The organism is Rhodopirellula baltica SH 1 (assembly GCF_000196115.1).
Lineage (GTDB): Bacteria > Planctomycetota > Planctomycetia > Pirellulales > Pirellulaceae > Rhodopirellula > Rhodopirellula baltica.
The window spans coordinates 2,470,046-2,490,030 of the sequence record NC_005027.1 but is presented as its reverse complement, the minus strand read 5'-3'; the positions used below and the strand labels follow the sequence as shown (position 1 = coordinate 2,490,030).

At 54.5% G+C, this 19,985-nt stretch carries 12 protein-coding genes and 1 tRNA gene; 8 read left to right on the top strand and 5 right to left on the bottom strand.

Annotated elements, in window-relative coordinates:
* Positions 1 to 28: 28 nt before the first annotated feature.
* The 3 genes from RB_RS09690 to RB_RS09680 all read left to right on the top strand — a co-directional run bounded on the left by RB_RS09690 (position 29) and on the right by RB_RS09680 (position 5,524).
* On the top strand, positions 29 to 2,578 hold the full coding sequence (locus tag RB_RS09690) for a DUF1592 domain-containing protein (protein ID WP_011120136.1): 2,550 nt from the start codon (positions 29 to 31) through the stop codon (positions 2,576 to 2,578).
* Between the two features lie 105 nt (positions 2,579 to 2,683).
* Positions 2,684 to 3,988 carry a DUF1552 domain-containing protein gene (locus RB_RS09685; protein ID WP_011120135.1) on the top strand — a complete coding sequence of 435 codons (1,305 nt, stop codon included), beginning with the start codon at positions 2,684 to 2,686 and terminating at the stop codon, positions 3,986 to 3,988.
* A 63-nt stretch (positions 3,989 to 4,051) separates the two neighbouring features.
* Positions 4,052 to 5,524 carry a sulfatase family protein gene (locus RB_RS09680; RefSeq protein WP_011120134.1) on the top strand — a complete coding sequence of 491 codons (1,473 nt, stop codon included), beginning with the start codon at positions 4,052 to 4,054 and terminating at the stop codon, positions 5,522 to 5,524.
* A gap of 36 nt (positions 5,525 to 5,560) precedes the next feature.
* On the opposite strand, the gene RB_RS09675 is transcribed toward RB_RS09680, so the two are convergent.
* Positions 5,561 to 5,971 (bottom strand): hypothetical protein, encoded by a 411-nt coding sequence (locus tag RB_RS09675; protein ID WP_164921797.1) that lies wholly within the window; start codon positions 5,969 to 5,971, stop codon positions 5,561 to 5,563.
* A gap of 82 nt (positions 5,972 to 6,053) precedes the next feature.
* Complete coding sequence (locus RB_RS09670) at positions 6,054 to 8,138, bottom strand: hypothetical protein (protein ID WP_164921796.1); 2,085 nt, start codon at positions 8,136 to 8,138, stop codon at positions 6,054 to 6,056.
* A 232-nt stretch (positions 8,139 to 8,370) separates the two neighbouring features.
* On the opposite strand from RB_RS09670, the gene RB_RS09665 reads away from it, so the two are divergent.
* Positions 8,371 to 8,444: transfer RNA gene (locus RB_RS09665), tRNA-Arg, on the top strand.
* A gap of 444 nt (positions 8,445 to 8,888) precedes the next feature.
* Here the strand turns inward: RB_RS09665 and RB_RS09660 are convergent.
* A complete protein-coding gene (locus tag RB_RS09660) occupies positions 8,889 to 9,380 on the bottom strand; it encodes a DUF1569 domain-containing protein (RefSeq protein ID WP_007338801.1) in 492 nt (163 codons plus the stop codon).
* A 279-nt stretch (positions 9,381 to 9,659) separates the two neighbouring features.
* On the opposite strand from RB_RS09660, the gene RB_RS09655 reads away from it, so the two are divergent.
* From RB_RS09655 to RB_RS09640, 4 genes are all read left to right on the top strand, one after another.
* Positions 9,660 to 10,847 carry a rhomboid family intramembrane serine protease gene (locus tag RB_RS09655; protein ID WP_011120130.1) on the top strand — a complete coding sequence of 396 codons (1,188 nt, stop codon included), beginning with the start codon at positions 9,660 to 9,662 and terminating at the stop codon, positions 10,845 to 10,847.
* 121 nt (positions 10,848 to 10,968) lie between these two features.
* Positions 10,969 to 11,175 (top strand): hypothetical protein, encoded by a 207-nt coding sequence (locus RB_RS09650; protein WP_011120129.1) that lies wholly within the window; start codon positions 10,969 to 10,971, stop codon positions 11,173 to 11,175.
* Between the two features lie 658 nt (positions 11,176 to 11,833).
* Positions 11,834 to 12,397, top strand: coding sequence for a hypothetical protein (locus RB_RS09645; RefSeq protein ID WP_164921795.1), 564 nt, complete (start codon positions 11,834 to 11,836; stop codon positions 12,395 to 12,397).
* Between the two features lie 1,093 nt (positions 12,398 to 13,490).
* Positions 13,491 to 17,300 carry an RNA-directed DNA polymerase gene (locus RB_RS09640; RefSeq protein WP_011120123.1) on the top strand — a complete coding sequence of 1,270 codons (3,810 nt, stop codon included), beginning with the start codon at positions 13,491 to 13,493 and terminating at the stop codon, positions 17,298 to 17,300.
* Between the two features lie 131 nt (positions 17,301 to 17,431).
* On the opposite strand, the gene tnpC is transcribed toward RB_RS09640, so the two are convergent.
* Positions 17,432 to 18,826, bottom strand: a complete 1,395-nt coding sequence (gene tnpC, locus RB_RS09630) for an IS66 family transposase (RefSeq protein WP_011120122.1) — start codon at positions 18,824 to 18,826, stop codon at positions 17,432 to 17,434.
* Positions 18,827 to 19,291: 465 nt separating this feature from the next.
* Complete coding sequence (locus RB_RS09625) at positions 19,292 to 19,777, bottom strand: cytochrome c oxidase assembly factor 1 family protein (RefSeq protein WP_164921793.1); 486 nt, start codon at positions 19,775 to 19,777, stop codon at positions 19,292 to 19,294.
* Positions 19,778 to 19,985 lie beyond the last annotated feature (208 nt).

The window sequence follows — 19,985 nt, the reverse complement described above, 5'->3', positions numbered from 1 at the left end:
CCGTCCTCCCCGCCTGACTTGCATCCCCATGCTCATTCAACGAATTTCGTTCGCTTTGCTTTTCACGGTCACCTGCCACGCTGCGGTCGCAGAAGAGCGTCCCAGCACTGAGATGCCGAGTCGTCATGCAGAGCTTTTGGAAAGCCACTGCTTCGATTGTCACGACAGTGCGACCAAAGAAGCCAACATTGACTTGGAAAGCCTGTCGATGAACGTGGCCGAAAACATGGCGACGGCGGAGCTTTGGTCGAAAGTTTTGGGAGCGTTGAACTCCGGGGAGATGCCGCCGGAAGATTCAGAGCCTCTGCTCGACGCTGACAAATTGGCGTTCTTGGAAGACTTGTCAGAGAAGATGGTCACCGCGAGGCGAATCCTGAGCGACTCGGGCGGCGACATTGTGATGCGGCGTCTGAATCGTCGTGAGTATGCCAATACGGTGGAAGCGTTGTTAGGTGTGCGACCGGACGTCACCACGTTGCCGGACGATCAAGCCACGGCGGGATTCGATACCGCAGGAGCCTCGCTGTTTTTGTCCAGTGACCAAATCGAACAATATCACGCAACAGCGATTGAGAATTTAAAGCTCATCTTGTTGTCTCGAAGACACCCCACCGCGAAAACCGTTCGCATCGAACCGGAAGAGTACTACACGCAGCACTACGCCGACGCGGCTGAGCAAATGCGCGACATGGGCAAACGTGCCAACGCTTTCCTGTCGCAATCAGAAAAGCCCGCTTCTGAGTTTGGATTGTTGGATGAATACCAAGCCAAGAAGCAAAAGGTGCAAGAGTGGCTGCCGTTGATGGAGAACTACTTGGCCCGTCCGGAGACACAAACCGGGATCACGTTGATCATGACGATCAAACAAGGCGGGTACACAAAAGTCAAATTGCCAACCCAGCATCCCGATGCGGACGGCAAATACCTCGTGAAGGTCCGGGCCGCCATGTACCCCGATGCCGATGAGCGGCACCATTACTTGGAATTCAGTTCGGGATTGGGAACCGGTCGTAAACTGTTGGGGTGGCGCAAGGTCACCGCCTCGATGGAAGATCCTCAAACGATTGACTTTGAGTTCACGCACGAACCCGGTGCCAAGCAACAAGTTTGGGTTCATCAACGTTCTCATCAAGATCGAGGCGACAAGAACCTGGCGACGCTGGACATGTGGGACAATGGAATCGGCACGCCTCCTGGGATCTGGATCGATTGGGTCGAGTTGCATGGGCCTTTGCCCTCGGATCAAACCATCGCCATCGAAACTGCTCGTGATTCAATCTTGTTTGAACGACCAAACGACATGGATGAGTCGGAGTACGCTCGCCAAGTCATCCGGCGTTTTGCGGCGCGGGCTTTTCGCGGATCTCAGCCTGACGAAGGTTATCTGCAGCGTTTGAACCAGCACTATCAAACGGCACGCGATCAAGGCCAACCGTTTACTGAAGCGTTGATCTCGCCGCTCTCGATCGTGTTGGCTTCGCCAAGTTTTCTGTATCAGGTCGAACAATCGGAATCGGCGAATGGTCGCGAATTGTCACCCAGCGAACTGGCGGTGAGGCTGTCCTACTTCTTGTGGTCAGCACCTCCGGACGACGAACTGTTGCGGCTGGCGGAATCGGGCCGGCTTTCCGATCCATCGATTTTGGCATCTCAAACCGAACGTTTGCTTCGAGACTCTCGCTCTAGAGCATTCATCGAAGGTTTCGTTCATCAATGGTTGCAGATGGAACGACTCGACATGTTCCAATTCGACGGAGTCGACTTTCCAAATTTCGACAATGCCGTTCGCGAGAACGCTCGGCAGGAACTGTTTGAAACGTTTTCTCACTTGCTCGAGAATGATTTGCCGCTCGACAAACTATTGAAGGCTGATTTCGTAGTCATCAACGATTTGTTGGCGGGATACTATGAGATCGAAGGCGTCGAGGGGCATGAGTTTCGCAAGGTTTCGGTTCCGCAAGATTCACTCCGTGGTGGCTTGCTCGGTACCGCCGCGGTGTTGGCGATGGGATCGGACGGCCAGCGATCATCGCCAGTTGAACGCGGTGCTTGGGTGCTTCGTCACTTGCTGAACGATCCGCCTCCGCCAGCCCCACCGAATGTTCCTCAACTCAGCCGATTGGCCGGCGAGACATTGCCGGCGCGTGAGTTGGCTCGTGCTCACCAGGAACAACCTCAGTGTGCCAACTGCCATCAGAAAATTGATCCGATCGGGTTTGGACTCGAAAACTTTGACGCCGCGGGCCGGTGGAGAGATCAGGAAGTGATTGGGGTGGGCCGGCGTCGCTATGGTCGTTGGGACGACGAAGTCCGTTTCGACATTGAACCGTCCGGCAAACTGCCAATCGGACAATCGTTCGCGAACTTCTTTGAATTGCGGGACGCGGTTGCACAGCACAAAGACGCATTCGTTCGCGGGTTCACGGAGGCCTTGATCGCATACGGTCTCGGCCGTCCGTTCGGGTTCACCGATCAGGAACTCGCGAACCAAATCAGCTCTCAAGCAAAGCAGCACAACCATTCGATCCGCCAGTTCATTCACGCACTGGTTCAGTCCCCCGAATTTCAAACTCGCTGAGCAGAACACGGTAAAAGGGGTCAGGTACCTTTTTTCAATTGCTCATCGAATCACTCGCCGGCTACATGCCTTTTCCGCTTTTGCATCTCCAACAAAGCATCACTCATGAGATCCATTCTTCCATCCCGTCGTGGCTTTCTTCGCAGCAGCAGTGCCTTGATCGCACTGCCAATGTTGGAGTCGTTTGGATTCAAACGCTTTGCGAGTGCGGCGACGGCGGCGGTCGCTCCCCCGAAACGCATGGTGTTCTTGGGGATGGGGTTTGGTGTCACCGCCGATCGCTGGTACCCCGACACCACCACGGTGGGCGAGAACTATGAGTTGCCCAAGATCCTTCGTCCGCTTGCCAAGCACCAGAAGGACATCACGATCGTTCAAAACCTAATGCACCAATACTCTGCGGACGGTCACTCCGGAAGCACGTTTTGGCTAACCGGGGCAAACCGTTATGCGATTCCCGGCCAGAGTTTTCACAACACGGTTTCGGTTGATCAGGTTGCCGCCGAAGTCCTCGGACAACAAACGCGTTTCACTTCGATCCAGCTCGCCGCTCAAGGTGCCGCGAATGATGGTCACGGTCCTGGCGGATCGCTGGCGTGGAACCGCTCGGGAAAACCGATTGCCGGTTTGGAGACTCCTGTGGCTGCATTTCATCGCTTGTTTTCCGTCGACAAAACACCGCTTGAGGTTCAGCAGCAACGTCTGACCGAACAACGCAGCGTCCTCGACACGGTGCTTTCAGATGCCAAGTCAATCCACCGGAAACTCAACACTTCTGACAACGCGAAATTGGACGAATACTTTCAATCCATTCGCGAAATCGAAGTCCGATTGTCCAAGGAAGAAAAATGGTTGGGTGTCGAAAAGAAGCGGCCTCAGGATGCGATTCGTGAACCCGGCGAATCACTGGAGGGCGTCGAAGAAATTCGCATGATGTACGACATCATGGTCGCGGCGATGCAGGTCGATGCAACGCGAGTGTTCACGTATCGGATGCCGGTCAATTCGATGATCTCCAGTCTCGGCGCGACGATGAGCGCGCACAGCATGAGTCATTACTCCGAGGGTGAACGCCGGACCGTGTCGCAGAATCGTGACACGGCCCATGCACGCTTGTTATCGGAGTTCATGGACAAGCTAAAGGCGAGCACGCAACCGGATGGTTCCAGCCTCTTTGACAACGTCGCGATCACGTTGGGGACCAACCTCAGTTCGGTGCACACTCTCAAAAACTGCCCCACACTGATCGCGGGTGGAGGTGCGGGGTTCCGCCATGGCCGTCACTTGGTGATGGACGACCCAAAAACGCCACTGTGCAATTTGTGGCTCAGTACCTTGCGTGGTGCGGGCATTCGAACAGACACATTCGGTGACTCGACGGGTATCATTGAAGAACTTTTCGACGCGTGAGTTCTGCTGAATTCTGAGTTTATTCCCGCCGTCGCTGACAATCCCCTCGATCGCGATCTCGTCATGCCATCATTCCATCCGTTTCCGATCCGCATATTTTTGTTCACGGTGGTCGCAACATTGCTTGGTGGACAGTTCGTTTCGGCGAGCGACTGTCCCAACATCGTCTTGATGATGTGCGATGACTTGGGGTGGGGCGACACGGGGTTCAATGGCAACACAATTATCCAAACGCCCGAATTGGATGCGTTGGCAAACGAAGGAACGGTGCTCGATCACTTTTATTCCGTTGGTCCCGTTTGTTCGCCAACTCGGGCATCGTTCTTGACCGGGCGGCACTACTTTCGGATGGGAATTTGGACGGCCAACAAAGGTCACTTGCCATCGCAGGAATTTACCCTGGCTCGAATGCTGAAAACCCGCGGCTATGCGACAGGGCACTTTGGGAAGTGGCACCTCGGCACACTCAGTCGCACGGTGTCGGCAAAGGGAAAGGGACGGCGACCGGATCTTCACTACGCCCCGCCGTGGGAACGAGACTACGACGCGTCCTTCGTGACGGAGTCCGCCGTGTGCACGTGGGATCCCGGCATTGGCAAACGAGCTCGCAACAATCCGTACTACGAGAATGGCGTCGCGACGGATGAGAACGTCTTGGGGTGCGATTCGCGAGTCCTGATGGATCGAGCTTTGCCGTTCATCGAGGCCGCCGCGGAACGCGACCAACCCTTTCTCAGTGTGATTTGGTTTCATGCTCCGCACGAGGATATCCAAGCCGGTCCAGAGTACTTGGCGAAGTATGAAGGGCACGGCGAGGCAGCCCACTACTATGGATGTATCACCGCGGTGGACGATCAAGTCGGACGCCTTCGCAAAAAGCTCGCTTCGCTTGGCGTTGCCGACAACACGTTGTTGTTTTTCTGCAGCGACAATGGTCCCGAAGGAGGAGAGCCCAGCAACCGGATGAAGACACGTCGTGCCGGCAGTGCAGGAGAGTTTTCCGGTCGGAAACGAAGCGTATTGGATGGTGGTGTTCGAGTCCCCGCGTTTGTTCACTGGCCCGGGCAGATTCCGGCGGGTGTTCGTCTCAATGCCCCATTGTCGGTGATGGACTTGCTTCCCACCGTTGCCGCGATCACGGGAGCTGAAACTCTACCGAATCGTTTGCTGGATGGCGAAAACGTATTGCCGATTTGGAAAGGCGAACAAGCACAAAGAGAAAAGTCGATTCCGTTTCGCTACGGACAATTCGCTTGCTTGGTGAGGGGCAAACACAAGCTGATCATCGAGTCACCAAACGACGACTCCAAGGATCGGTTGTTCGATCTCAGCAAAGATGTCTCGGAATCAAACAACCTTGCGAATCAAAAGCCGGAGTTGACCGCATCGATGAGAACGGAACTGCTGGGGTTTCTGGAGTCGGCGAAGGCCAGTCACGCTGGTGAAGAGTACGAGGGCAATGATACAAAGCCCGTCGAGAAGTGGCACCCGCTTGGAAAGGCGGGGCAACGTGGGAACGCCACGCCCAACCGCTAGTCCATTCGCAAAACCAGTCGGTTGAACCGTCAGACGCTAGGCCGTTTTCTCACGCGTGAACGTGGTGTAAACGACCGCAGCGATTGCGGCCGCCATGGCAAACCCGGCCCAGCCGTGCAGTTCCACCAGTTCATGCATGGTGTCGGTCGAGGCGACCGGCAACATGCAAACGAACATGGTCGCGATGGTTGCAATACCAAAGACCAGCAAGGTTCGAAACGCCCCCATCTCCAAGGCTGATTCCGTTGCCGGTTGCCGCCGCATCAACAATCGTGTGATTGCATTAACGGGAAGCAGCACCACGACGGCACCACTGGCCATCATATGAAAACGCAATGTCGCACCGCCCAAGTGGCCACCCCACAATGTCGGTAGCGCCGTGGCGACTAAGGCACCCGTGGCGATCACCAACACTAGCAGCGACACGTTTCGAATGAGAGACAACAAGGTAGGCGACTCCGGGGACCAATCAGAAACAAAACAACTCAAACAACCTTTTGGCGACGTCTATTCGTGCTTTCGCCATCGTCTACTCGGTTCGCGAACGAACCGCTGGCAGGCAGCTTCCCGCGATTGCCAGCAACAACAAGATCAACGAGGTGGCGGTCAGGACTTTGAACATCTTGCGGCCCCCAAACAATTGGTTCCATTCCAATCGTGTTGCCTCATCCAGTCCTTGAATGCTGGCCATATTGATAGGCTCGGCGGTAACCGGTGCGGGACCTTTTGGAGTGACCGTTGACGTGAACACCAATCCATCATCGGAATGACATTCCAGACAACCGGTGGCCCCGAGAGCCCAGCCTGCCGGTCGAACGTTGTGGGCCATTGGCCAGCGAACCATTTCGACCGCATCTCGGTTTTCGACTTCCACTTCGACCAATGAACCTTCCTCGTCGCCACGAGCGAAAACGAGTCCGGTCGAAACGTACACCGCCTGTTCGACCTCCATCGTCTTTTCAATCGCCTCCAACCCGCTCGCTACCTTTTCGTCGAACTCCTCGCGTCCTTTTTCCGACAGTTCCTCGATGAAATCCTTGCGAACCCGAAGAGCACGACGGGTATTGGTGTAGACCTCCTCGGGCGAAAGCGGCGTGACCTTTCCGTCGACCAGTTTGCCCCAGTAAGCCGGCCACATCGCGCGGTGCGGCGTCACCAATCCATTGCTCTCGGCCTTTGCAAAGACGGGGCCTTGAATCGACGGGAGTTCCAATCCGCTGCGGTGACCTTTTTCGCCCAAGCCATGGGCCAGCGACGTCATCATTCCAATTGCTTTTTCACCTGGAATGGGACCGCTGTGACAGGCCGTGCAGCTTAGCTTTTCAAAGTGGACCGGCGGCAAACCTTCGTGTTGAGGGTATGGGGATCCGAGACGACCTGCCCGAAATGCAATCTGGGTCAACGACAGTGCATCATCATGGTCTTCGGAGTGCGCCTCGCCAGCAAATTCAGAAACGCCCATGTGGCAACCGCGGCAACTCAACGTGGTCGCCGCTACACCAGCGGGATGTTGTTCTCCTTCGAAGCCACGAACGGTCTGATGATCGATCCCATTTCGATGGCAATCGACGCATTTCATACCAGCTCGCAAGTGCACGTCTTGATCGTGATTCCACCGAGCGTCGATGCCCGAGTCGGATACCGTCCGCTGGCTGTGGCACTGATAGCACGAGTTGTTCTCGGGGACGCGTACCAAGTCAAAGAAGACCGTTCCGTCGATGCCGAATCGTCGATCGTCGTACTGAACCTTTGGCAGTTTGGCTTGGACCTTTTCGTCCTCCAGATCAACGCCCGCCTTCATTCGCGAAACGGAACCGGACACCTCGCCGATTCGGATCGCCGCGGTGGGGGCCCAAGCGAAGTTCTCATCTTCGATTGTTTCTCGTCGACGCTCGAAATCGTACGCTCCCGACTTTGCATGACAGGCCATGCAGTCAATCTCCAGCGACCCGGTCAGCGGCCATCGAGTTGGCTCGGATGAATTCTCGGCTAGTTCCGATGTATTTGGATCCCAACTCGCTGCTACTCCGCCCCCGGGAATCCGAGCACCAAATTTTTGCGTCATCTCATGAGTTGAAATTCCAATTTCACTGGGACTAAAGCGTCCTTCCCAGTCTCGATAGGAAAGCGGCAACTGAGTCCCCGTGCGGGCATCTGTCCATATCCACGGCTCACCCGGACGACCGTCGGACCGAACGGTTTCGGTTTTGGCGGGCTCGGTGTCCTTTTCTGATTGCTCGACGGATTTTGAGTTGGTGGCTGTTTCGTCGGTATCGGCTTGCGACTCTGATGATGCCTCGACGTTTGATCGTTGGCGTTCGACCTCGCTGGCGAAAGCATTGAAGTGCCAACCGTGCGAGATCGTTTCAAAGTCGTGGCATCGTCCGCAGGTCTTTTCAACCGAGTAGGGCTCCGTCGAATCAGCCGAAATCTTGCGGTTGTTGCGGTCGTAGAGATCAATGTGGTGCAAGAAACGTTTGTCACTATCGCTGTGCGCGTACTTGCTCGAACCCGCCGCATCGACACGCGGAGCAATCCATCCGAATGCCGCGAACGATACGAAAGTCAAAACGCTCCAACGCAGGCAACTGCGATTCAATCGACTCACATCCATCCCCAGAACAAAACCACACGCCCGTTACACAACGTCCAAAAAACCAATGCGAGCGATCGCATCTGGAATCAAGTTTGCAGGCCGAGAAATCGCGAAAACGATCTCGTCACCGAGCCCGAAAAGATAGCAAATGAAAGTCGATCTGTCCGGCTTGCCACCGCAAGCAAATCTCGGCATACTGTCGCAGGTCGTGGCAGCCGATTTCGAATTGGCTGCCCGCCATCTTTCCAACGCATCCGTAGCTCAATTGGATAGAGCATCGGTCTTCGGAACCGAGGGTTGGGGGTTCGAATCCCTCCGGGTGTACTCAAAAACACCGTGTTTTCCGCATTCAAACGGCAGCGACTCGACTCGCCGGGTGGACTTGGAACCATCCAAATACACCCCAAAGGGAATCAGCAGGTGGTTTTTGAGCGGGGCCAAAGCATGTTGCCCGGGAAGTCTGAACCCGAAAGATTGGCCGAGGCTCGGCCTGGTTTTCCACTCTTCACCCACGCTCGTAGCAACTGGGCATTGCGGTAACTTGGCATTGAGCGTTGACTGCGCCTGGCCGACCGTGTCAGCCACCGGTCGCGATGCTCACCGAGAATCAGAAGGATTGGAAAGCCGCCACGCCCGCCTGCTGACTCTTTCTCGGGCGATTGAACCAGCAAACTTCCTAGGAGCAAACTCTTGGCGAACGGATTCCGTGGACCGGCCACGGCTTCGTTGGCTCATGCGAATAAATTGACAGCGACGTCGGTGCACATCTCAGTCGTTCGGCACGACAAAGCTCAAGTGATGGGCAGCGTGCCATTGCTGCATCAAAAGCCATTGCTCTCGGGTGAGTCGTCCCAGCATTGGGTAGTGCGATACAAACGGAGTCGACGGGTCCATGAGTGTCTCCGCGAGCGAGTAGAACCGTTTCGCACACGCGTCTTCATCGAGGTCCATCGCTGGTTGAAGCTGCTCCGGCGCCTTCCCACGTAGCTTGGATGGTTTGCCTTTCCGCATCGTCGGCATGAACATCCATTTCATCACCGGCCGCATCAATGCCGGGAACGTGAAGTCGGCACCGTCAATCGTCATCTGCATCGACAAGTTCAGATGATCGAGTATCTGCGCCAGGCTCCAAGTGCCAACGAGTTCGTAGCCTCCTTCACGCAAGCGAGCGATGTCGGTACACGCGGCGCCCAGGTCGGGGTAACGAAGATCCATGCGTCGTGTGGCGATCTTCGACTCGTGTTCAGGTTTTCGGAGCATGCGTTTGAAACACCTTTCTTGTTGGTTGGAACGTCTGCAGCATGCTAACACCTCTCTTGTCGCAGTTGTAGCCAGGTGATGTTTTCCGGAGTCGGCTGGCTCACCCGAGAGCATCGCTTTCCGTGGTGTCATCTCCGGCAGTTCGGTTTCGCTTTCTCATCGCGCGCCCCGTGTCCGCGGATTTGATGCCTGGATAGATAGCAGTCCATCTTCAATTCGTTTCAGTGGATATCGATGTTCCTACCCTAAGGTACCGACGCTCCTGTCTATCACTATCCGGTGGCGACGATCGGTATCATTGCTGCCAACACGGGGTTGTTCCTGCTGACAGGAATGGGGGAATACGGCGCTCACGATTGGCTGATTCTCGAATTTGACCGCATCAATCCGTTTCAGTGGGTGACCAGTGCGTTCATGCACGCGTCCTGGTCCCACTTGATTGGGAACATGGTTTTCTTGTGGTGCTTCGGCCTCGTCATCGAGGGCAAATTGGGTTGGCAGAGGTTCAGCCTGCTCTATCTGGGGCTGGCGCTCTCCGACGGAGCGATCGGGCAGATTCCGATGTTCATGTTCAGCGACGGTCAGGGCGGTGCACTCGGTGCGTCCGGTGTGATCTTTGCGTTGCTCGCTGTGGCGGTGATCTGGGCTCCGCAGAATGACATCCACTTCTTTTACATGTGGAGTTGGTTCTATTGTGGCACGATCGACATCCCAATCAGCGTCGTCGCGATCTTGTACTTTGCGATCGAATTCCTGCAAGTCGCTTGGACGGGAATCCAAATGTCGACACCCATGCTGCACCTGCTGGGGATGTCGGTCGGGATCCCATTTGCATTTCTCATGCTCAAGCATCAGTTGGTCGACTGCGAAGGCTGGGTCCTGTTTTCGCGTCTTGGGTTCCAAACCTTCATCGCGAGCCGTGAATCAGATCAGAGCGAAGACGAACCAGCCGGCAAGTGTCGTGTTGATGCCAACTTGCCATCGTTGCCCGCAGCAGTGGAAAGCCATCGATACCGTAATCCCAACAACGTCGAATCAACGCGACCCGCGCGTGACCCTTGTGCGACTGCGTTCGAGTCATTCACCCGAGCAGTTCACGCCAATCGCATCGACGAGGCGATCGAATCGTTTGCCCGTCTGCGCGAACACTCTTGCGTCGCTGCGGTTCCCGATGCGGCATTGGTGGCTTATGCGAACCAACTTCTCAAAGCAAATCGACACGCGGATCGGCTTCTGCCGCTTCGCTTTCTCTCGACTCGGCAGTCGAAGGTTTCGAACAACGCACTTCTGCAGATTGCCCTGATCGAACTTCGGCACAACGACGATCCGCATGCGGCGACCAAAGTGCTGGCAAAGATGAAGTCACCGCTGACGGAACAAGTCGCCAACGCGCGGAAGAAACTTCTGCGAGCAGCGAACGCTCAACTTCGCGAACTTAAGGCTGGCACGACCGAATCAATGTCGTGACAGAATTCGCCAGGAAACCGTCCGGCAAGTCTTTTTATCAACACCGCCTCCATCACCTTCGCTTTCAACGTTGCGATGCGAGTGAAGATTCATCCATGACCGTCTTTACCGGGAGCCATCCATGCCCAACCAAGCTCAAACAAAATGCCCGTGCTGCCTCAAGGAAATGAGCCAGAGCGAAGACAGTTGCCCGACGTGTGGCTACCAAGAACGTGATCTCTATTCGCGAAAGTTGTGGGTGGAAGGCGAAGCTGATCGACGCATCCACCGAGCCAAAATGCTTCAGAAGCTGTTTCGAATCCTGCGGATTTCGCAATTGATGCGTTAAGCAATCGCTGATCGATGAAGCCGGAGCCGCTTTGGTCAACGCACCGTTCTGAGTTTCGGTTTGGTGGCGTTCTCCGAATTTGATCCTGGCGCTTGCGAGTTGGCGGGCGCGATGGTCGTCGTGGGCCACGATCGCGACTTTGTTCAGTCGATCGATGTTGGCGGCGAAATCAGACTGGACTAAATCGCTTCTCGGCACACCAGTTTAAAAGCTGCAATCAGTTCCGTCTGGCCCACCAAGGCAGCCAGAGCGGTGCACCGGTGCCTGACGCCGGAGCGTCCGTCCCAGTCGAAGGCATTGCGTTCGGTGAATGGCACTCACCACTACCTCTGATCTGGATGCCTGAGTCCGGATTGCCTGCGATCGGAAACTGACGGCGCACGTCCTGGTCTGCTGGCGATCGCGTCGAGATTCATCCTTGCAAATCGTCGAGGTTGCAAACTTTGAGGCAGACGCATTTCATCGATGATTTGCGGAGTGGGCGAGTTCGCAGGTTAGCAAGCTGACTAGGTTTCCCAAAGGTTGGACACATGCTGTCCGTCTCGCCCCCCCGGTTAGTCGATGATCTGCTACATTCACGGCGTTGCGAATTTTGAAGCGCATGCAGGTAGAGAACACAGGACAGCGCCACGACGGCGGAAGGCGGGATTTAAGGTTGATGAGCACGGGAACGCAGCGGAAGCGTCATCCACATTCACTGCGATGGGTCACACTCGATCCGGACGAAGCGACCACGAACTTGCTTGCGACACCGTTCGGTGTCAGCAACAAGACGGTCCGCCGCGACCACGCGGGACTGCCCGACTTGCGAGTCGCGATCGAGGAAAACGTCTGCCGGCCTGGCCTGAAGACCTGCAGTCTGTCCCGCGAATCGATCGTCAAGCTCCTCATGCCCCTCCGGATGCGTTACCGAGGCAGTGCGGCATACAACTCAGCCGGGCGCAACATCAACGCGAAGCAAACAACGCCACCTGATCCGAGCGGCAATCTCAACGCGAGCATCACGCTCACCAGCAGAAAGAAAATCAAAACCGACATCTTCCGCTTCGGCACCGCCACCGAAATCATCGCCCCGAATCGCACCAAACCAAAATCCCTCAAGAACTCCAACAAGGCACCACCCAATGCACGTCTTCACCTAAATGCGCGGCAAGTACGACGCACTGAACACCACTTGCATCGATCTGCCTGCCACTACCCAAACCTGAAGACGATTCAATAAACTCTGAACCCAAAACATATTTCTGGCCGTATGACATTTTTGGATACCTGCTTCCTGGAAGCGTCGCGATTGCGCCCCTGATCGCGTTTCATAGTGGAGTAAGATCAGTCTTCGAGGCCCGTTATCAAGCTGAATCCATTGCTGGCAACGTCGCGTTATTGATCGTCGTCTATGTCGTAGGGCACATTCTCTCCGGTGCATCAAGCTTCTTGCTTGAGAGGTGCCTTCTTCGTTTGTCGTTTGGGTACCCGCTCAATCAATTTCTGTGCGGCCACTTCGCCGGTACGCTTGGTCGTCAAATTGCGATACGAGTTGTCAACATCGTGCGATGGCCTCTGGTTCGTGAGCTACCAACCAAAGGAAAATTTGGCTGGGCTTACCGGTCAGTGGAGTTCTTGGGTGATTGGGCGGAACGTCGTCTGGATCTGCTTCCAGGTTTCTGTCATCCGTTTGACCCGAGAATGGTTCGCCTCATTCAAAAACGTTTCGAACAACGATTTGGCGTCACTTTCCGAAACTGGTCGATACGTCGTAGAACGCACGACGTCTATTGGACCGTATGGGCCTACATCGCAGAAAACATGCCCATGTCATACCGAACTGGCATGCACTTTGTTGAGCTGTATGGATTCTGTCGCAACGCGAGCTTCGCGTTTCTCATTGTTGCCCTATACCCACTTTGTCCGGAGTGGTCGACGGCATCTCTCACAGGAAAGACGCTGGTGTCCGATAACTTTTGGATGCTTGCTTCAATCACATGTTCCGCTGCGTTTTACGTCAACTTCACCAAGCTTATTCGGCGGCAAAATGATTTCATTCTTAGAGCCTTTATTTCCGAGCAAGAAGCAGAATGACCAAATTTTGCATGCTTTTCAAAAATGAGAATGGACATGCAAAAAGGGGACGGGGTTCAAATAACATGATGCGTCGTTTTTCCCCATCCCCCTTTCTTCTTGTTCCCTCTTCTTAGTCGACAGGGAACCCCACGATGGATTGAGATCGCAGTAATCGAACGGAATCATGTATCACATCCCACGCAATCACGCGAGGCAAATCACTTCCGCTGATTAAGGACCAAGATCTAAGGCAACAGATGCACAACATTCAACTCAGTTCAGAACACAGACACCTTTCACAGGAATACCTCATCGTGGCGGCTTGGAAAAAAGCGCACGACTATATCCGGCGACACAATTGGTACTCCGATGTTCTGGAGCTAGATTTAACCAATGCGGCGATCAGTGAAACAGTTGATCGAGTAGCGAGCGAGTTCTCGAACGAGACGTTTCCAGTACCAGATCCAATTCGCCTAGTGCTTGCCCCGAAAAGCCAGCAATGGGAGATCAAAAATCAGAAGTGGCAACCGCTCACGGACCAAAAAGTGAATTCGAAAATGCGTCCGCTGGCGCATCCGTCGGTGCGAGACCAAATAATCTCCACTGCAATGATGATCTTGGTAGCTAATGCAGTCGAAACTGCTCAGGGCGATCCTCGTCAAAGCATACGAAGTGCAAACGAGAAGGGGATGGTTAGTTACGGGCACCGTCTGTTCTGTGACAATGAAGACGATCTACTAAATTATCGATGGGGAAACTCAACTGTCTATCGTGAGTACTTCCAAGACTACCAAACTTTCATTCGTCGTCCTCAAGCGATCGTTACCGACACTTTTCCTGACGGCGACACTGCCTGGGCGGTCATCACCGCCGACTTGTCTCAGTTCTACGATCGGGTTCGACCGAGCTTGCTTCATTCAAAACTCAGAAATTTGCTTGGAGATGTAGCAGACTCGAAATTGCTAGACGCTTTAAGCACCTTCTTCAACTGGAGTTGGCACGCTGATGACAAAGCGGAAGCGATTAAGTACGCCACGAATTCGTCACCAGAGATTGCTGGATACGATCAGATTGCGCTGCCGCAGGGATTGGTGTCGAGTGGCTTTTTTGCCAACCTCGTGCTGATCGATTTCGACCGCGACATGGTCAGCAAGTACAGGGAGACGCGAGTAGACGACTGTTTTCAATATGTCGACTACTGCCGATACGTGGACGATATGCGATTTGTGGTTCGCCTCGACAGTCGATTCGCTGCAAAATCCTCTGCTGCTCAAGAACAAATCCTGAAAGAGTCGTTCTCTGACATGCTAAAGACGTCTCTTGCTCAGCATGCCCCCGGTCTGTTGGCAAAGGAAAGCAAACTTTCTGTGCTTCTAGGAACGAACGCTGGTGGAGGCTCAACGCGATTCTCGATGGCTATGAGTCGTATTAGCCGAAACGCATCGAGCGTCATGGATATGTTTCGAGGAGAGGAGACACTCGATCTTATTGAAGGATTGTTCTATTCAACGCGATCAAAACCTCTGGACTTTGGTGAGCGATTTGAGGGCACGATTCTGGATTCACAACCAGACGTTCGAGAAGAAACTGTTTCGCGGTTCGCGGCCCATCGCTTTCGGACTGCCTATCGTACACTCCGTCCGATGAGCGAACCGGAAATGGACAAACAGTTTGAACTGACCGAAGAGTTACAAGAAGGAGAAACTGATTGGAGTGGTCGAAGTCCTCAACCAACTGCCATCGACCAAGTGACCCTCGACGCGAAAGCGGAACATTTTTCCGGTATTTTGATCGAACGATGGGTACGTGATCCGTCAAGTATGCGGATACTGCGAGTTGCGCTTGACCTTAATCCTTGTGTTGCGAATCTCGAGTTGATACTCGAACTGATGCGGGAACACTTGAGTCGTCGCAAGAGTGATCGGCGAACGATCGTGCTCTATTGTGCGGCTGAGCTACTGAAGGCGGGAGCGACCGAGACAGGACTCGTCAACGATGAAGACAAATTGCCACGGCATGCCGATCTTTCCGGATACCAAGCGAAACTCGCGGAGCTGGCAGAGGATATTGTCGCGAATCGCTCTAGGTATCCTTGGTATTTGCTTCAACAAGCTCAACTGTTCCTGGCCTGTCTCGTCGGCTATGACTCTCCGGACCTCACTAATAAGCCACCTCTTAGTGAAGTAAACTACACCCTGCTCCGGCAAGTGTGCAGCGGAAGCTATGAGGAAGTTCCCGAGTCAAGAGTGAGTGCATTCGCCTGTTTTCATTCTCAGCTTCGATCGCCTGAAATGGCTGCGATTGCATTCCTGGAGCGATGGCGATCTAGCCCGGGCACAGCACAGCAGACTTGGTTAATGCAGATCCTTGAAGAACAACAGGCTCTTGCGCTGGCGATATGGAACATTCTCACCGAAGGCGAAAAGGATCAGTGGCGGAACCTTTTTGAGAACTACGGTGTTCTGGCGGGTGAGAACTGCACTCAATCGAACGGAACACTCAAACCTGACGTTCTGCATCCCCTTTTGGATGTTGCATGCTCTTCCGCAAATCCGTTTCGACAGGACTATGCTCTGGTCTGGCTCGCGGTAAAGTTGATTCCCTTGCTTGTCGAATCGGAAGATCCAGTCACCCCAAATCGAGTTTGCATAAAAGCACCAAACTGGGAGTTGCTTAAACCGGAGAACTTTCCAGTCAATGAAGACTGCTTTCAAGTTGAACTGCGATCAAAAAGTTCGGATGACATTCGGTTTCGCTTGCCATCGTGGATTCCAAACGAGCATCATTGGGCGTATCAACTAGGTATGCTCCTTCGTGTGATGCTCACTGGTAAGCCGGACTATACGCAGGACTGCCGAGAATTTCGACCACGAAGCAAAGTGATGTATCGCCCTTACCGCTCTAGCTGGCTGCGCCGCCGGTATGGAATGTTCAACGGCCGGTCGGCGTTTGGTCCGGCATGGATGCCTGTGTCACCTTGGATCGGTGACTTGCTCACTGCCTTATTAAGATGGCCTGGTTTCCCGCAGTTCGATTCGCTGGTCCCCCTCAACTTTACTGATACTGAGTTACTCAAGCTCTTGAAGAGTCGCATCGACAGCTTGGAACGCCTCTATGGAAAGTCCGCAAAGGCAAGTATTATTCCGATTCGTGTCCCCAAGAAGGTCAAGGCGAAGCGGATCGGATTGGACAACGAACGCAATGCTCAGCTAATGTCAATGCGAGTTGCTATCGCACAAACCGCAATGCCTCGCCACGCAGACTTTGAAAAAGATCTTCAGCTAAACGATCCAGACTATCGGCGACGACACCGGAGACACGCAGCATCTGTGCTCGCAGCGGTAGAAAACATGCTGCAAGTCCGCACAACTCACGTCGCTGGCGAAGCTGAGATTGAACTACTGGTACTGCCAGAGCTCGCACTGCACCCAGATGATGTCAAGGCGTTGGTCATTCCGTTCGTCCGTCGCAATCGCTGCATGGTCTGTACGGGAATTGCGTTTCATCCAGTGTCGGTTACCGACGTTCGAACTATAAATATTGCCGCATGGCTCATCCCAATTCAAAAACGAACGGGAGGACTGCATATTGAGCAAATCTATCAAGGCAAGCACAATCTGACCCAGAAAGAGAAGGACTTGGGAGTCTCACCTTTCCGCCCCACGCAATGGGTGTTTTGGCTGGTCGATCCGTTGCAACGCAATAACAAGCTCTGGGCGATGTCAAGTGCCATTTGTTACGATGCGACCGACCTCAGTCTGGCGGCGGACCTGCGCGACCACACTGAAATGTTCGTCGTGCCTGCATTAAACCAGGATGTCGGAACTTTCGATAACATGGCTGCTGCTCTGCACTATCACATGTTCCAACACGTCGTCGTTGCAAACACAGGTGAATTCGGCGGATCAAGCGCTCACGCCCCTTTTAAGAAACCCTTTCAGCGAACGATCTTCCATGCTCATGGCAATGAACAGGTTGCGATCGGGTTCTTTGAACTTGACTTTAAACTCTACAAGAACGGTCAGCAACATATGAAGACGCCACCTGCGAACTTGAAGCGGTTTTGATCACGCCCGTCGGCCAAGAAAAGGGGAGGGCTGTCCGCGCCGTTTCCCATGCCCGGCCCTCACCCTCGCGTACGCCTGAACGGCGTCGCTCGACCTAGTAGATCGCTCTCCCCAAACTTCGTTGTACTTGTTTACCGTGCCGCGATGGGCAGAGGCAGGGCAAGCGGGCTCGTCGTGGTCAATTGACAGCGGATGAAGTCGAAAGGATCGGCCAGTCTTTGCTTGCACGTTTGCATCACGCTCATGATTCGTGACTGGGCCAATGCTCCGGCTTCGGTGCGGTTGCCGCCCCATACTTTTCGATTCACGACCGCCGGACGGATCGCCTGCTCGCCTCGCCAGTTCGTTGCGTCGGCACCGGGACGGTGCAGGAACGTGAATAGATCATCGAGATGATTTTCCAAAAACTTCGCGAAGCGTTCATTGGCAGCATGCTTCTTTGGGTGACGAACCAATTTCCACATCTTCATCGTCAATCGGCCCGCCATCACCTTCATCCCATGTGCCGTCATCTCATCGGATCGAAAACGGTTGCGATACTCGAAGCCTGCGAGCAGCAAGTCTTTCACTCCACGCGGAAACGCCAACGCACCACTGGTCCCGCTTTGGATTAACGATTCACATCGCCGAAGCAGGTGCGCAAAGCATTGTTGATGAGTCGCTGCGGTGAACTTGTCATAGACCGCCCAGCCGTCGTGTCCAAAGATTCCCGACCAGTCGATGCCCAGCAGTCTTTCCGCCGGCCCGATGCTTCTCGTCGCATCCACTTCGTAACACGTCGCGGTCAGTCCGACGAACGCATGAAGCCAAGCCCCACGTCCATCGACTCGCCAACCCGTTTCATCTCCGACCACCTGAGGCGAACCACGCACGGCCCTTCGGACCTGAGCGTAGGCGTCCTCTAGTCGATCAGCGGTGCGAAGCATGCTTCGGCAACTGGTGCTGCGACTGACCCGAATCTCAAAAAGCATTTCCAGCAGACGCTTGACCTTGCCGTGACTGAGCCCAAGTTCTTTGTTCAAAAGCGCCATCGCGGCGTGAACGTTCGGTCCGAGTTGAGCCGCGGCGGCTCCGACCGCGTCGGACGTTTGCAGTTTGTGCCGACCCTGGACATGAGATCCACAGCCACAGCAAATTCCAGCGTCGATGTTGAATTGCCGGTTGATGACGACGCGAGGGATATCGGTTTGGAACTGCACGAGCGTTTCGGTCTTGGTCAGTTCGCCATGGCCGCAGTCGGGACAGCACGCTGGTAGGGGAACGTCGTACGTTTCATCGATCTGTTCGGGCACGGCTCGGCGATGGTGCTTGCCGTGATCTTCACCGCTTTTACGCCCTGGCTTTTTCGGATCGGCTTTGCGTTTCTTGCGAAACGGAGCCGCTTGGCGTTTACCTTCGCGTTCAACTTTCTCAAGACGTGCCGTGAGCAACTCAACTTGCTTGACCAGCATGTCGATGATCGCCTGCTGCTTCTCAAGCAGCGGCTTGCAATCCGGGCAATCGGTGGTGATCTTGGGCACATCCATGACCCGCGAATTGTGGTCGATTCAGGCCAAATTCACCAACACCAGTTTTTCGCTGGGTAAACAAGTACACTTCGTTTTGGGAGAGGTACGCCATGAGGAAATCAGCCGAAAAGCGACATCAATAGAAAGGCTGCTCGACCCTCCTGCCTGGAGGGTGACAATGGAGTTAAGAGATTTGCTGGAACGTGGGGCGTGCTTTGGTTGTTGTCCGCCGTTCCCATTGTGGTCTCAATTATCGATAAGACCTCGCAAAGATTCGTGTTGATCAGTGCCGATGAAGGTTCGGGTGAGTGAGAACACTGATCCTCGCTCATCGCACGCGAATGAGGCGGTTGCAGGCCGGAACGAGTGCAGTGATCTTTTGGCGATTCACAATCCCAATGCCGGAGCGGCGTCACGTTGTTCCTTGATCCGGCCTACTTTTTTGAACACAGGGTCTTCGGCCGAGCCGTTCGAAACGAGATCTCATTGGTCGCCTTCGCTGCCGTTTTCGCTTGTGGGCTCGTCCAGTAGATCAATCTTGGTTCCATCCTCGGTGGTCGCGTCCATCCTGCTGTAGTCCCAGTTTCCATCCAGCTTCGTTCCCGTCACGTGAACGGTGGCCGCTCCGTTCGGTCCGCTGACCGAATAGTTGAGGTCCGTGTTACCGTCATCGTTATTAAGTTTGATGCTGCCTTGAACGAAGATCGATGCATCAACGGGATCTCCAATCATTGACTGCAGTTCCTCGTTGGTCTGTGCTCTGGCCAGCGACTCGGTGTACGGTTCGCTGGATTTGATCAACGCAAAGGCTCCTACCACGCCAGTGGCGATGACACCGCCGCAGACCATGACGGCAATCAGGCAACCGCCAACCACGCCAGCCACGATGCAACCGGAATTGGACTTCTTGCGTTCCTGCTGAAACGAAGGCTGGCTTTGGGTCGGATCGATGACTGGCGATTGAGACATGGAACGACTGCGATTGAAAAAGCGAGGCGGGCTGTCGAAACGAATTGCCAAATGGTACCAGCCTTCCACCGAGGTGAGTGACGTGGCGTCTCGATTGCACGCCGGATCGAGCGTGGCGATCTTTTGACGATTCACAATCCCAATGCCGGAATGGCGTCACGTTGTTCCTTGATCCGGCCTACTTGAAGGCGACGCGGAAGTATGAACA

What these genes read in the sequence shown, in the direction of transcription:
- RB_RS09690 (WP_011120136.1), top strand. Translation starts at nt 29, where the DNA reads ATGCTCATTCAACGAATTTCGTTCGCTTTGCTTTTCACGGTCACCTGC.
- RB_RS09685 (WP_011120135.1), top strand. Translation starts at nt 2,684, where the DNA reads ATGAGATCCATTCTTCCATCCCGTCGTGGCTTTCTTCGCAGCAGCAGT.
- RB_RS09680 (WP_011120134.1), top strand. Translation starts at nt 4,052, where the DNA reads ATGCCATCATTCCATCCGTTTCCGATCCGCATATTTTTGTTCACGGTG.
- RB_RS09670 (WP_164921796.1), bottom strand. Translation starts at nt 8,138, where the DNA reads ATGGATGTGAGTCGATTGAATCGCAGTTGCCTGCGTTGGAGCGTTTTG.
- RB_RS09660 (WP_007338801.1), bottom strand. Translation starts at nt 9,380, where the DNA reads ATGCTCCGAAAACCTGAACACGAGTCGAAGATCGCCACACGACGCATG.
- RB_RS09650 (WP_011120129.1), top strand. Translation starts at nt 10,969, where the DNA reads ATGCCCAACCAAGCTCAAACAAAATGCCCGTGCTGCCTCAAGGAAATG.
- RB_RS09645 (WP_164921795.1), top strand. Translation starts at nt 11,834, where the DNA reads ATGAGCACGGGAACGCAGCGGAAGCGTCATCCACATTCACTGCGATGG.
- RB_RS09640 (WP_011120123.1), top strand. Translation starts at nt 13,491, where the DNA reads ATGCACAACATTCAACTCAGTTCAGAACACAGACACCTTTCACAGGAA.
- tnpC (WP_011120122.1), bottom strand. Translation starts at nt 18,826, where the DNA reads ATGGATGTGCCCAAGATCACCACCGATTGCCCGGATTGCAAGCCGCTG.
- RB_RS09625 (WP_164921793.1), bottom strand. Translation starts at nt 19,777, where the DNA reads ATGTCTCAATCGCCAGTCATCGATCCGACCCAAAGCCAGCCTTCGTTT.